Annotated in this window: 9 protein-coding genes; all 9 read left to right on the forward strand. The window is 39.8% G+C overall.

Annotated elements, in window-relative coordinates; translation table 11 throughout:
* Position 1 precedes the first annotated feature (1 nt).
* The gene (rplA, locus tag ACSLUO_RS17020; RefSeq protein WP_448250377.1) at positions 2-697 is read left to right on the forward strand and encodes a 50S ribosomal protein L1; all 696 of its coding nucleotides are present in this window, start codon (positions 2-4) and stop codon (positions 695-697) included.
* A gap of 304 nt (positions 698-1001) precedes the next feature.
* Positions 1002-1496, forward strand: a complete 495-nt coding sequence (gene rplJ / locus ACSLUO_RS17025; protein ID WP_448250379.1) for a 50S ribosomal protein L10 — start codon at positions 1002-1004, stop codon at positions 1494-1496.
* Between the two features lie 126 nt (positions 1497-1622).
* Positions 1623-1991 carry a 50S ribosomal protein L7/L12 gene (rplL, locus tag ACSLUO_RS17030; protein ID WP_448250381.1) on the forward strand — a complete coding sequence of 123 codons (369 nt, stop codon included), beginning with the start codon at positions 1623-1625 and terminating at the stop codon, positions 1989-1991.
* Positions 1992-2250: 259 nt separating this feature from the next.
* Complete coding sequence (gene rpoB / locus ACSLUO_RS17035) at positions 2251-6279, forward strand: DNA-directed RNA polymerase subunit beta (protein ID WP_448250382.1); 4029 nt, start codon at positions 2251-2253, stop codon at positions 6277-6279.
* 102 nt (positions 6280-6381) lie between these two features.
* Positions 6382-10593 carry a DNA-directed RNA polymerase subunit beta' gene (gene rpoC, locus ACSLUO_RS17040; RefSeq protein WP_448250384.1) on the forward strand — a complete coding sequence of 1404 codons (4212 nt, stop codon included), beginning with the start codon at positions 6382-6384 and terminating at the stop codon, positions 10591-10593.
* A 189-nt stretch (positions 10594-10782) separates the two neighbouring features.
* The gene (rpsL, locus tag ACSLUO_RS17045; RefSeq protein WP_371374531.1) at positions 10783-11157 is read left to right on the forward strand and encodes a 30S ribosomal protein S12; all 375 of its coding nucleotides are present in this window, start codon (positions 10783-10785) and stop codon (positions 11155-11157) included.
* A 110-nt stretch (positions 11158-11267) separates the two neighbouring features.
* Complete coding sequence (gene rpsG, locus ACSLUO_RS17050; protein WP_448250387.1) at positions 11268-11741, forward strand: 30S ribosomal protein S7; 474 nt, start codon at positions 11268-11270, stop codon at positions 11739-11741.
* A gap of 160 nt (positions 11742-11901) precedes the next feature.
* Positions 11902-14016 (forward strand): elongation factor G, encoded by a 2115-nt coding sequence (fusA, locus tag ACSLUO_RS17055; protein WP_448250388.1) that lies wholly within the window; start codon positions 11902-11904, stop codon positions 14014-14016.
* 305 nt (positions 14017-14321) lie between these two features.
* Positions 14322-15147: elongation factor Tu (tuf, locus tag ACSLUO_RS17060; protein ID WP_448250390.1), on the forward strand; the 826-nt coding region annotated here is incomplete at its 3' end.

Raw genomic sequence — 15147 nt, forward strand, 5'->3', positions numbered from 1 at the left:
AATGGCTAAATTATCAAAACGCGCTCGTCTTATTCGTGAAAAAGTAGACGTATTAAAAGATTATGAAATCAACGAAGCAATTGCACTTTTAAAAGAATTAGCAACCGCTAAATTCAAAGAAAGTGTTGATGTTGCAATTAACTTAGGCATTGATGCTCGTAAATCAGATCAAAACGTTCGTGGTGCAACTGTACTACCTAACGGTACTGGTCGTGAAGTTCGTGTTGCTGTTTTCACTCAAGGTGCAAACGCAGATAAAGCGAAAGAAGCAGGTGCTGACGTTGTTGGTATGGAAGACTTAGCTGAGCAAGTTAAAGCGGGTCAAATGGACTTCGACGTAGTAATTGCAACTCCAGATGCAATGCGCGTAGTTGGCCAGTTAGGTCAAATTTTAGGCCCACGTGGTTTAATGCCTAATCCGAAAGTTGGTACTGTAACACCTGACGTAGTAACTGCTGTTAATAACGCAAAAGCTGGTCAAATCCGTTACCGTAACGACAAAAACGGTATCATCCATACTACTATTGGTAAGGTTGATTTCGAAGACGCTAAGCTACAACAAAACTTAGAAGCATTGTTGGATGCGCTTAAGAAAGCAAAACCAGCAAATGCTAAAGGTCAATATATTAAGAAAGTTTCAATCTCGACTACTATGGGTGCTGGTGTATCTGTAGATCAAGGTACTTTAACTTTTTAAGACCTTTACAGGGGCGAAAATATGAACTATAATTTCGCCCCTTATTTTTGGTAGGAACTGCTTAAATTCTCTAATTATTTGTAAAATAAATTAAAGAAAACAAGCAGTCCCGTCAAAGACCGTAGGTGTTATTTCAGTATTTTTTTTATCGGAAGAACTTAATTTTCCTACGTAGATGGTGATTACCCAGATATTTCCTTAAATTCTGGCTCTCGCCGTAATGGCCTAAGCGGGTTTATTTTTATAAATTGGCTTAGGAGTTGTAAATACCGGATTTTTCCGGTTGAACCAGGAGTTAAAGCCAATGGCTATCAATCTTGATGACAAAAAAGCAATTGTTGCTGAAGTTCAAGAAGCGGCTAGTGGCGCTCAATCAGCTGTGATCGCGGATTCTCGCGGTGTAACAGTTGAAGCAATTACAGTTTTGCGTAAACAAGCTCGTGAAAACGGTGTATGGATGAAAGTTGTCCGTAACACATTAGCACGTCGCGCATTAGAAGGTACGGCTTTTGAATGTGTTTCTGACACATTAATTGGTCCTTCATTAATTGCATTTTCAAACGAGCATCCAGGTGCAGCAGCACGTTTATTCTCTGATTTTGCTAAAACAAATCCAGAGTTTGAATTAAAAGCCGCCGCATTTGAAGGTAATTCTGTTGAAGTGTCGGTACTTGCTAAGTTACCTACATACGACGAAGCAATTGCACGTTTAATGAGCGCTATGAAAGAAGCATCAGCGGGCAAATTATGCCGCACTATTGCTGCAGTACGCGATCAGAAAGAGCAAGAAGCTGCTTAATTGTTGTTTACCTCTGCGACTTACAAATACGCAGAACACAACTTATGCTTTTTGTATTAAATAGTTATTCTAACAGACCTTTTAATATAATTTAGAGGCTGTTACTTAAAAAACAGGAAATTTAAAATGTCTATTTCTAAAGACGATATCCTAAACGCAATTGCTGAAATGTCAGTAATGGACGTTGTAGAATTAATTGAAGCAATGGAAGAAAAATTCGGCGTATCTGCTGCTGCAGCTGTTGCTGTTGCTGGTGGTGACGCTGGTGGTTCTGCTGAAGAGCAATCAGAATTCGACGTAATCTTAACTGGTTTCGGCGATAAGAAAGTTGCTGTAATCAAAGCAGTACGTGGCGCTACAGGTTTAGGCCTTAAAGAAGCTAAAGACTTAGTTGAAGCTGCACCTAAAGCTCTTAAAGAAGGTGTTGATAAAGCTGAAGCTGAAGCGCTTAAAGCTGCTCTTGAAGAAGCTGGTGCTTCTGTTGAGATCAAATAATCTGTTTTATAACAGATTAACTGCCTAAAAAGGCAATGGCTGGTGATTTAACGTCACCGGCCTTTTTGCGCTAAATAAAGTAGTTTTTTTCTTGCTTTAAACAGTGCATTATTAGTTAACACTTTTGCTAAGTTGATTAAATAACTAGTGTTTTTAGTATTTAATCAACTTGGCATTTGATGTCAAAGCATTAAGCCTGCTCTCTATTAGTCGACAAATAGAGAGCAGATTCGGTACAACCAGCTAGCTGAGGAACCCCATGGTTTACTCTTATTCTGAAAAGAAACGAATTAGAAAAGACTTTGGTAAAAGTGTACAAGTAATGGATTATCCATTCTTGTTATCTATCCAACTTGAATCTTTTCGCAAGTTCATTGATATAGATCCAACCGGAGAAACAGGGCTAGAAGCCGCGTTTCGTTCAATATTTCCTATAAAAGCTTATTCTGGTAATTCAGAATTACAATACGTAAGCTACCGCCTAGGTGAACCATTATTTGATGTTAAAGAATGTCAAATACGTGGTGTTACTTATTCAGCTCCTTTACGCGTAAAATTGCGCTTAGTAATTTATGATAAAGAAGCTGCTGCCGGTACTGTTAAAGATATCAAAGAACAAGAAGTCTACATGGGCGAAATCCCATTAATGACGGATAACGGTACATTTGTTATCAATGGTACTGAGCGTGTAATTGTTTCTCAATTACATCGTTCACCAGGTGTTTTCTTTGATCATGATAAAGGTAAAACACACTCTTCAGGTAAAGTGTTATATAACGCTCGTGTTATTCCTTACCGTGGTTCTTGGTTAGATTTTGAATTTGATCCGAAAGACAACTTATTTGTTCGTATCGATCGCCGTCGTAAATTACCTGCTTCAATTATTTTACGTGCTTTAGATTATTCAACAGAAGAAATCTTAGACATGTTCTATGACACAACTATGTTCGCGATTAAAGGCGATAAGTTGATCATGGAATTAGTACCTGAGCGTTTACGTGGTGAAACAGCGACATTTGACATTAAAATGCCAAATGGTGATTTATTGGTTGAGCAAGGTCGTCGTATTACCGCTCGTCATATCCGCAGTTTAGAAAAAGAAAATGTTTCAGAATTAGAAGTTCCAGCTGAATATATTGTTGGTAAAGTACTTTCTAAAGCTTATGTTGATGAATCAACAGGTGAAGTTATTGCTGAAGCAAATGCGGAAATCACGTTAGAGTTATTAGCTGAACTTAGCCAAGCTGGTTATAAAGAATTATCTACGTTATACATGAACGAATTTGATGTTGGTTCATATATGTCAGATACCCTTCGTGTTGATAGCACAACAAACCGTTTAGAAGCGTTAGTTGAAATTTATCGCATGATGCGTCCTGGTGAGCCACCAACAAAAGATGCTGCTGAAGGTTTATTTGCTAACTTATTCTTCTCATTAGAACGTTATGACTTATCAACGGTAGGTCGTATGAAGTTCAACCGTCGTGTTGGCATTGAAGACTCAGTTGGTGAAGGTATCTTATCAAACGATGATATCGTTTCTGTAATGAAAACATTAATCAACATTCGTGATGGTAAAGGTGAAGTGGATGATATTGATCATCTAGGTAACCGTCGTATCCGTAGTGTTGGTGAAATGGCAGAAAACCAATTCCGTGTTGGTTTAGTTCGTGTTGAACGTGCTGTTCGTGAGCGTTTATCGCTTGGTGATTTAGACGCGATTATGCCGCAAGATTTAATTAACGCTAAGCCAATTTCAGCTGCAGTTAAAGAATTCTTTGGTTCATCACAATTGTCTCAATTTATGGATCAAAACAACCCGTTATCAGAAGTTACGCATAAGCGTCGTATTTCTGCTTTAGGCCCTGGTGGTTTAACACGTGAGCGTGCTGGTTTTGAGGTTCGAGATGTACATCCAACGCATTATGGTCGTGTATGTCCAATCGAAACGCCGGAAGGTCCAAACATCGGTTTGATCAACTCACTATCTTGTTATGCCCGTACCAATGATTATGGTTTCTTAGAAACACCATATCGTAAAATTGTTGACGGTTTAGTAACAGATGATATTGATTATTTATCAGCGATTGAAGAAGGTAACTTTGTTATCGCTCAGTCAAATGCTGAAGTTGATAGTGAAGGTAAATTAGTTGACGGCCTTGTACCTTGTCGTCATAAAAATGAATTTACCTTAATGTCTGCTGAACAAGTTCAGTATATGGATGTATCGCCACAGCAAATCGTTTCGGTTGCTGCGTCGTTAATTCCATTCCTTGAGCATGATGATGCTAACCGTGCCTTGATGGGTGCGAACATGCAACGTCAAGCGGTTCCAACATTAAAAGCGGATAAGCCGTTAGTTGGTACAGGTATGGAAAAGGTGATTGCGGTTGACTCAGGTGTTACTGCCGTTGCTAAACGTGGTGGTGTTGTTGAATATGTTGACGCATCTCGTATCGTAGTTAAAGTTAATGAAGATGAAATGCACGCGGGTGAAGCGGGTATTGATATCTACAACTTAACTAAATACACACGTTCAAACCAAAATACGTGTATTAACCAACGTCCACAGTGTCGTGTTGGTGAGCCAGTAGTTCGTGGTGATGTATTAGCAGATGGTCCGTCGACTGATATGGGTGAATTAGCGCTTGGTCAAAACATGCGTATCGCATTCATGCCTTGGAATGGTTACAACTTTGAGGATTCAATGTTGATTTCTGAGCGTGTTGCTCAAGAAGACCGTTTTACGACTATCCATATTCAAGAATTAAGCTGTATCGCTCGTGATACTAAGTTAGGTTCAGAAGAAATCACTTCTGATATTCCTAACGTTGGTGAATCAGCATTATCAAAACTTGATGAGTCAGGTGTTGTTTATATTGGTGCTGAAGTTAACGGTGGCGACATCTTAGTGGGTAAAGTTACTCCTAAAGGTGAAACACAATTAACACCAGAAGAAAAATTATTACGTGCTATTTTCGGTGAAAAAGCAGCTGACGTTAAAGACAGCTCTTTACGTGTACCAAACTCAGTATCAGGTACTATCATCGATGTTCAAATCTTTACTCGTGACGGCGTTGAAAAAGACGCGCGTGCTCTTGAAATTGAAGGCATGCAGTTAAAAGAAGTTAAGAAAGATTTAGGCGATGAATTTAGCATTTTAGAAGACGGCATTTATGCACGTGCTAAGAAGTTATTATTATCTGCTGGTTTAAATGAATCTGACCTTAACGGTATGGCTCGTAACAAGTGGTTAGAGCAAAACTTAAATGATGAAAGCCAACAATCTGAATTAGAACAGATTGCTGAGCAATACGACAATATTAAAGCAGACTTCGATAAGAAGTATGAAACTAAGCGTCGTAAGATCACTCAAGGTGATGACTTAGCTCCTGGCGTATTAAAAATTGTTAAAGTTTACTTAGCCGTTAAACGTCGCATCCAGCCAGGTGATAAAATGGCCGGTCGTCACGGTAACAAAGGTGTTATTTCAAACGTAGTACCGGTAGAAGACATGCCTTATGACCATAACGGTGTGCCGGTAGATATCGTACTTAACCCGTTGGGTGTACCATCGCGTATGAACATCGGTCAGATTTTAGAAACTCACTTAGGTATGGCAGCACGCGGTATCGGTGAAAAAATTGACCGTATGATTAAAGCACAACAAGAAACCGCTAAGTTGCGTGCCTTCTTAAAAGAAGTTTATGAGCTTGGTGAATCGCGTCAAAACGTTGATATTGATAATTTCTCTGATGATGAAATTCAACGTTTAGCAGAAAATTTACGTGCAGGTCTTCCAATTGCAACACCAGTATTTGATGGTGCGAGCGAGCGTGAAATTAAAGACTTATTCAAATTAGCAGATATGCCAGAAAGCGGTCAGTTTATTTTAACTGATGGTCGTACTGGTCGTGAATTTGAACGTCCTGTAACGGTTGGTTATATGTACATGCTGAAACTAAATCACTTAGTTGATGACAAAATGCATGCACGTTCTACTGGTTCTTACTCACTTGTTACTCAGCAACCACTTGGTGGTAAAGCTCAGTTCGGTGGTCAGCGTTTTGGTGAGATGGAAGTATGGGCACTTGAAGCTTATGGTGCTGCTTACACATTACAAGAAATGCTTACAGTTAAGTCGGATGATGTTAACGGTCGTACTAAGATGTATAAGAACTTAGTCGATGGTGATCACCGTATGGAACCAGGTATGCCTGAATCATTTAACGTATTGTTAAAAGAAATCCGTTCGTTAGGTATTAATATCGAACTGGATCAGGAATAACTGAGCAGAGCTTATCACTGACGCTTTTATAAAGAAAAGTCAGTACGTGGAGAGGGCGGTTTACTGCCCTCTATCAAGGTTAACTCCGACAGGAGATAGAGTGTGAAAGATTTACTTAAGTTTCTTAAGCAACAAAATCAAACAGAAGAATTCGATGGTATTCGCATCGGATTAGCGTCACCAGATCAAATCCGTTCATGGTCATTTGGTGAAGTTAAAAAGCCTGAAACTATTAACTACCGTACGTTCAAACCTGAGCGTGATGGTTTGTTCTGTGCGCGTATATTTGGTCCAGTAAAAGATTACGAATGTCTTTGTGGCAAATATAAACGCCTTAAGCACCGTGGTGTAATTTGTGAAAAATGTGGTGTTGAAGTAACACTTACTAAAGTACGTCGTGAGCGTATGGGTCACATTGAATTAGCAAGCCCAGTTGCTCATATTTGGTTCTTAAAATCGTTACCATCTCGTATCGGTCTTTTATTAGACATGACGTTACGTGATATTGAACGTGTTCTATATTTTGAATCATATGTTGTTACCGAACCAGGTATGACAACATTAGAAAAAAGCCAAATTTTAACGGAAGAAGAATATCTTGATGCGTTAGAAGAGCACGGTGATGAATTTGACGCCTTAATGGGTGCTGAAGCCGTACTTGCTTTATTGAAACAAATTGACTTAGATGCAGAAGTTGCTCAAATGCGTGAAGAATTACCAGAAATTGGTAGTGAAACTAAACGTAAAAAAGTAACAAAACGTTTAAAATTAATGGAAGCTTTTGCTCAATCTGGTAACAAACCAGAATGGATGATTATGTCGGTATTACCGATCCTTCCACCGGATTTACGTCCATTAGTGCCACTTGATGGTGGTCGTTTTGCTACCTCTGATCTTAACGATTTATACCGTCGTGTGATCAACCGTAACAACCGTTTGAAGCGTCTTTTAGACTTAGTTGCGCCAGATATTATCGTACGTAACGAAAAACGTATGTTACAAGAATCTGTTGATGCACTTCTTGATAACGGTCGTCGTGGTCGTGCAATTACGGGTTCTAACAAGCGTCCATTAAAATCGCTTGCTGATATGATCAAAGGTAAGCAAGGTCGTTTCCGTCAAAACTTACTAGGTAAGCGTGTAGATTACTCAGGTCGTTCAGTAATTACTGTTGGTCCTACATTACGTTTACATCAATGTGGTTTACCGAAAAAAATGGCACTTGAGCTATTCAAACCATTTATCTACGGTAAATTAGAAGCGCGTGGTTTAGCAACTACAATTAAAGCGGCTAAAAAGTTAGTTGAGCGTGAAGGCGCAGAAGTATGGGATGTACTTGACGAAGTAATTCGTGAACATCCAGTGATGCTTAACCGTGCACCAACACTTCATAGACTTGGTATTCAAGCATTTGAACCAGTTCTTATTGAAGGTAAAGCCATTCATTTACATCCATTAGTTTGTGCGGCATATAACGCCGACTTCGATGGTGACCAAATGGCGGTACACGTACCGTTAACGCTTGAAGCTCAACTTGAAGCTCGTGCGTTAATGATGTCAACAAACAACGTATTATCACCAGCTAACGGTGACCCAATCATAGTACCATCACAGGATGTTGTATTAGGTCTTTATTACTTAACGCGTGATCGTGTTAACGGTAAAGGTGAAGGTATGGTGTTTGCTGATACGAAAGAAGCAGAAAAAGCTTACCGTACGGGTGCTGCTGAATTGCATGCGCGTGTAAAAATTCGTATTACTGAACATGTTCGCAATAGAGAAGGTGAGTTAATCGCCAATACTTCTTTACGTGATACTACTGTTGGTCGTGCTATTTTATGGCAAGTTTGTCCGAAAGGATTACCTTATGAGCTTATCGATCAGCCTTTAGGTAAAAAGCCAATTTCAAAATTAATCAACCATGCTTATCGTAATCTTGGTCTTAAAGATACGGTAATTTTTGCTGACCATATTATGTATACCGGTTTCCATTACGCGATGATCGCGGGTGCGTCAGTTGGTATCGACGACATGGTTATTCCTGATGCTAAGTACACGATTATCGATGCTGCGGAAGAAGAAGTAACTGAAATTCAGGAACAATTCGACCAAGGTTTAGTAACAGCTGGTGAGAAGTACAACAAAGTTATCGATATTTGGTCATCTGCTAACGAAAAAGTTTCGAAAGCGATGATGGACAACTTATCAAAAGAAACCATTATTAACCGTGATGGTGAGCCGGAAGAACAAGATTCATTCAACTCAATCTTTATGATGGCTGACTCGGGTGCTCGTGGTAGTGCGGCACAGATTCGTCAGTTAGCCGGTATGCGTGGTTTGATGGCAAAACCAGATGGTTCAATCATCGAAACACCAATTACCGCTAACTTCCGTGAAGGTTTGAACGTATTACAATACTTCATCTCAACACATGGTGCGCGTAAAGGTCTAGCTGATACGGCACTTAAAACAGCTAACTCGGGTTACTTAACTCGTCGTTTAGTTGATGTTGCACAAGATTTAGTGGTAACAGAGCATGACTGTGGTACAACTGATGGCTTAATGATGAACCCACTGATTGAAGGTGGTGATGTTGTTGAACCGTTAAGAGAACGTGTATTAGGTCGTGTAGTTTGTGATGACGTGTTGATCCCAGGTACTGAAGAAGTGTTACTTCCTCGTAATACCTTAATCGACGAAAACTTATGTGATGTTATTGAAGAAAATTCAGTAGATCAAATCAAAGTACGTTCTATCATTACTTGTGAAACTGACTTTGGTATTTGTGCTCACTGTTACGGACGTGATTTGGCCCGTGGTCATATGATCAACCAAGGTGAAGCAATTGGTGTTGTAGCGGCACAATCAATTGGTGAGCCAGGTACACAGTTAACGATGCGTACGTTCCATATCGGTGGTGCGGCATCAAGAGCTTCTGCTGAAAACAGTGTACAAGTTAAAAACAACGGTACCTTGAAGTTACAAAACGCTAAGTTTGTTACTAACCCTGATAATAAGTTAGTTATCACTTCTCGTTCATCTGAATTAACTGTTATTGATGAACATGGTCGTGAAAAAGAGCGTTATAAAGTACCTTATGGTTCAATTCTTTCTAAGAAAGATGGTGAAACGCTTAATGCTGGTGACGTGATTGCAAATTGGGATCCGCATACGCATCCAATTATCACGGAAGTAGCTGGTAAAGTTCAATTTGTTGATTTAGTTGATGGCGTGACTATGGTTCGCCAAACTGATGACTTAACAGGTTTATCAAGCTTAGTAGTTACTGACGCAGGTCAACGTAACTCTGCGGGTAAAGAAATGCGCCCAATGGTTAAGTTAGTTGACGCCAAAGGTAAAGACGTGATGATCGCTGGTACTGAAATTCCAGCACAATACTTCTTACCAGGTAATGCGATTGTAAACCTTGAAGATGGTGCTGAAGTTGGTATCGGTGATGCGTTAGCACGTATTCCTCAAGAGTCATCAAAAACTCGTGATATTACCGGTGGTTTACCACGTGTTGCTGACTTATTTGAAGCGCGTAAGCCTAAGCTTCCAGCTATCTTAGCTGAGAAAACAGGTATTATCGGCTTCGGTAAAGAAACCAAAGGTAAAGTTCGTTTATTAATCACCCAGCCTAATGGTGAAGTTTACGAAGAGATGATCCCGAAAATGCGTCAATTAACCGTGTTTGAAGGTGAATCAGTACTTAAAGGTGAGGTAATTGCGGATGGTCCAGAATCTCCACATGATATCTTACGTTTACGTGGTGTTGCACCAGTTGCAAACTACATCGTAAACGAAGTACAAGAAGTTTACCGTTTACAAGGTGTAAAAATTAACGATAAGCACATTGAAGTAATTGTTCGTCAGATGATCCGCAAGTGTGAGATCTTAGATGCTGGTGACAGTGAATTCTTGAAAGGTGAAATCATTGAAGTTGCACGTGTAAACATTGCTAACCGTGAACTTGAAGCGGCAGGTAAGAAACCAGCAGAAATAGAAATGTTGATGATGGGTATTACTAAAGCTTCATTAGCAACAGAATCATTTATTTCAGCGGCGTCGTTCCAAGAAACAACGCGCGTATTAACTGAAGCTGCTGTTGCAGGTAAGAAAGATAACTTACGTGGCTTGAAAGAGAACGTTATTGTTGGTCGTTTAATTCCGGCCGGTACTGGTTATTCGTACCATCAAGAACGTGCGCGTAAGCGTTTAGCTGCTTTAGAGCCAGAAGTTGAAGCAACTGTAAGTCAAGACGACGCAGCACAAGCATTAACTGATGCTTTAAATGCTAGCCTTGACGACTAAATTGGTTAAAAAAGGATCTTTTCAGCTGTCATACTTGACAGCTTAGTCCTTGACCTATAGAATTCCGCGACCTTTTATTCTGTACTCATTGTACGAATAATATATAGGTCGCGGTTTTTCACGTTTATGAGCAGATAAATTCTTCCATTGATTGGAATTTATCTAAATTTAACTAATCAGGAGCCCTAAATGGCAACTATTAACCAACTAGTACGTAAACCACGTGTTAGACAAGTAACAAAAAGTAACGTACCTGCGTTACAAGCTTGTCCACAACGTCGTGGCGTATGTACTCGTGTGTATACTACTACACCAAAAAAACCAAACTCAGCACTACGTAAAGTAGCTCGTGTACGTTTAACTAACGGCTACGAAGTTACTTCTTACATCGGTGGTGAAGGTCACAACTTACAAGAGCATAGCGTAATCTTAATTCGCGGTGGTCGTGTTAAAGATTTACCAGGTGTGCGTTATCACACCGTTCGTGGCGCACTAGATTGTTCTGGTGTTAACGACAGAAGACAAGGCCGTTCTAAATACGGTGCTAAACGACCTAAATCTTAAGTTTCCCTTTCTTATTACTTGTAAAAGGTAATAGAGATAAGAAACGTTAAGTAAGGCCAAATTACTAATTTTATATTTTGGATTAATCCTGAATACAACGGAGAATTAAGATGCCAAGAAGACGCGTCGTTGGGCAACGTAAAATATTGCCAGATCCTAAGTTCCATAACGAACTTTTAGCAAAATTCATCAACATCCTTATGGTTGATGGTAAAAAATCTACTGCAGAAAAAATTGTATACGGTGCATTAGACATTTTAACTGAAAAAAATTCTGATAAAGAACATTTAGAGCTTTTTGAAATTGCTTTAGATAACATCCGTCCACAAGTTGAGGTTAAATCTCGTCGTGTTGGTGGTTCTACTTATCAAGTACCAGTTGAAGTTCGTCCAGTTCGTCGTAATGCATTAGCCATGCGTTGGTTAGTTGATGCAGCTCGTAAACGTGGTGAAAAATCAATGGCTCAGCGCCTAGCTAACGAAATGTTAGATGCGTCTGACAACAAAGGTTCAGCGGTTAAGAAACGTGAAGACGTTCACCGTATGGCCGAAGCAAACAAAGCGTTTGCTCATTACCGCTGGTAATAACAACGGTAGTCAATGGATAAGCGTAGTGACTTTTAGTTACTACGCTTTTCTGTTCATAACAATGTAAGAAATGGCTAGTAAACTAACATCAGTATTTCATAACGTTGATGTCTTGATGTTAGGTTATTAAACCTCAGTTATTTAGAAGGAAAACAGTGTGGCTCGTATAACCCCTATAGAGCGTTACCGAAATATTGGTATTTGTGCGCATGTAGATGCCGGTAAAACGACAACAACAGAACGAGTTTTATTTTATACCGGTCTTTCACATAAAATCGGTGAAGTTCATGATGGTGCCGCCACCATGGACTGGATGGAGCAAGAACAAGAACGAGGTATTACTATTACTTCGGCAGCAACAACTTGTTTCTGGAAAGGCATGGAAGGCCAATTTGATAACCACCGCATCAATATCATCGATACCCCAGGCCATGTTGATTTTACCATTGAAGTAGAACGCTCACTTCGAGTGCTCGATGGCGCAGTATTAGTACTGTGTGCTTCTTCCGGTGTCCAACCGCAAACTGAAACTGTTTGGCGCCAAATGGAAAAATACTCAGTTCCTCGCCTAGTATTTGTTAACAAGATGGACCGTACCGGTGCCAATTACTTAAATGTTATACAGCAGCTAAAAACACGTTTAGGCGCTAATGCCGTTCCTATTCATTTAGCCATAGGTAGCGAAGAAGATTTTACCGGTGTTGTTGACCTCATTAAGATGAAAGCGATTAACTGGAATGAAGCTGACCAAGGTATGACCTTCAGTTATGAAGAGATTCCAGCTGACATGCAAGATCTTGCTGAAGAATGGCGTGATAATTTAGTATCAGAAGCCGCTGAAGCTAATGATGAGTTAATGGAAAAGTACCTTGAAGAAGGTGACTTAAGCGAAGCTGAAATTAAAGTTGGCTTGAGAGCAAGAACACTTAATAACGAAGTTGTTTTATGTACCTGTGGTAGTGCCTTTAAAAATAAAGGTGTGCAAGCGGTACTTGATGGTGTAATTGAATATTTACCTTCACCAATTGAAGTTCCGGCTATTACCGGCATCAATGATGATAAAGACGAAACTGAAGGGGTGCGTGAAGCTGATGACAATGCACCTTTCTCAGCACTAGCTTTTAAAATAGCTACAGACCCATTTGTAGGTACCTTAACCTTTTTCCGTGTTTATTCTGGGGTTGTTAAAACCGGCGACTCCGTTTACAACCCAATAAAGGGCAAAAAAGAGCGTTTAGGTCGCATAGTACAAATGCATGCTAATGATCGCCAAGAAATTCAAGAAGTACATGCTGGTGATATTGCCGCAGCCATTGGTTTAAAAGATGTTACCACGGGTGATACTCTGTGTGACGCTAATAATGTCATTACCTTAGAGCGTATTATTTTCCCTGAACCTGTAATTTCAGTGGCGGTTGAGCCTAAAACTTTGGCTGATCAAGATAAAATGACCTTAGCTTTGGGTAAACTTGCGGCTGAAGATCCTTCTTTTCATGTTGAAACCGATGAAGAGTCAGGACAAATGATTATTTCAGGTATGGGCGAGTTACATTTAGAGATCATAACCGATCGTATGATGCGAGAGTTTAAGGTCGATTGTAATATCGGTAATCCGCAGGTAACGTATCGTGAAACGATTCGAAATGCCGTAGAAGCAGAAGGTGAATTTATTCGTCAACAAGGAACTAAAGGCCAATATGGTCATGTTGTTCTAAAAATGGAGCCTACCGAAAGTGGTGAAGGCTTTGAATTTGTTAACGATATTGCCTCTGGAGTCATTCCAAAAGAATATTACCCAGCGATAGAAAAAGGTTTTCATGAGCAAATGGATTCAGGGGTTTTAGCCGCTTATCCAATGCAAGGTATTAAAGTCACCTTAATAAATGGTTCATTCCATGAGGTTGACTCTAATGAAATTGCTTTTAAAATAGCAGCTTCTATGGGCTTTCAAAATGCGGTTATGGCAGCAAGTCCAATATTATTAGAACCCATGATGAAAGTAGAAATTACCACACCAGAAGAAAATATGGGTGATGTTGTTGGCGACTTAAATCGTCGTCGAGGCATGATTGATGGTATGGATGAAGGCCCTTCTGGGGCAAAATTAGTAAATGCAACAGTGCCGCTGGCTGAAATGTTTGGTTATGCAACAGCATTGCGAAGTGCAACACAAGGGCGAGCTTCATATTCAATGGAATTTTCTCATTATCATGAAGCGCCAAAAGTTGTTGCACAAAAAATTATTGAATCACGCGGTGGCTCTTATTCGTAAGAACTATTCGGCTTAATCGCCGAGATTTTGATTAATACATTGTATTAATTACTTTGTCTTTTGAGCATTGTCAGTGTTTTTAAGATGGCGGGATTTAAGTAAAAAAGGTGTTTTATGAGTTTTCTCATGTTTCACCAAAAACACTGACAAATTCCCTATGTGGAAGAATAAAGTTCAGGAAATGTGTGAATGGTTTTGACAAGCCTTTAAGGCTTAACTAAAATCTACACCCTGCCTCTGAGCCTTTAATTTTTGCAAAGGGGAACATACATAAATTTAATTGTTTAATCTTAAGGTACAGTAAAATGGCTAAAGCAAAATTTGAACGTCTAAAACCGCATGTTAACGTTGGTACAATCGGACACGTTGACCACGGTAAAACAACATTAACAGCTGCTATCTCTGCAGTATTAACAAAAGCATTCGGTGGTGATGTAAAAGACTTCGCACAAATCGATAATGCGCCAGAAGAGCGTGAGCGTGGTATTACAATCAATACTTCTCACATCGAGTACGATACAGAAACACGTCACTACGCACACGTAGATTGTCCTGGTCACGCCGATTATGTTAAAAACATGATCACAGGTGCTGCACAAATGGACGGCGCTATCTTAGTAGTTGCTGCTACAGATGGTCCTATGCCTCAAACACGTGAGCACATCTTATTATCACGCCAAGTAGGTGTACCATACATCATTGTTTTCTTAAACAAATGTGACATGGTTGATGATGAAGAATTATTAGAATTAGTAGAGATGGAAGTTCGTGAACTTCTTTCAGAATACGATTTCCCAGGTGATGACTTACCAGTAGTTTTAGGTTCAGCGTTAGGCGCATTGAACGGCGAAGCACAATGGGAAGAAAAAGTATTAGAATTAGCGGGTCACTTAGACACGTACATTCCAGAGCCAGAGCGTGCAATTGACGGTGCGTTTATCTTACCAATTGAAGATGTATTCTCAATTCAAGGTCGTGGTACTGTTGTTACAGGTCGTGTAGAACGTGGTATCGTAAAAGTTGGTGACGAGATTGAAATCGTAGGTATCAAAGATACAACGAAAACAACTTGTACTGGTGTAGAGATGTTCCGTAAGCTTCTAGACGAAGGTCGTGCTGGTGAGAACTGTG

Source organism: Thalassotalea agariperforans, assembly GCF_053470345.1.

Coding starts and splice junctions, on each gene's coding strand:
- rplL (WP_448250381.1), top strand. CDS start 1,623: ATGTCTATTTCTAAAGACGATATCCTAAACGCAATTGCTGAAATGTCA.
- rplA (WP_448250377.1), top strand. CDS start 2: ATGGCTAAATTATCAAAACGCGCTCGTCTTATTCGTGAAAAAGTAGAC.
- rpsG (WP_448250387.1), top strand. CDS start 11,268: ATGCCAAGAAGACGCGTCGTTGGGCAACGTAAAATATTGCCAGATCCT.
- rplJ (WP_448250379.1), top strand. CDS start 1,002: ATGGCTATCAATCTTGATGACAAAAAAGCAATTGTTGCTGAAGTTCAA.
- rpsL (WP_371374531.1), top strand. CDS start 10,783: ATGGCAACTATTAACCAACTAGTACGTAAACCACGTGTTAGACAAGTA.
- rpoB (WP_448250382.1), top strand. CDS start 2,251: ATGGTTTACTCTTATTCTGAAAAGAAACGAATTAGAAAAGACTTTGGT.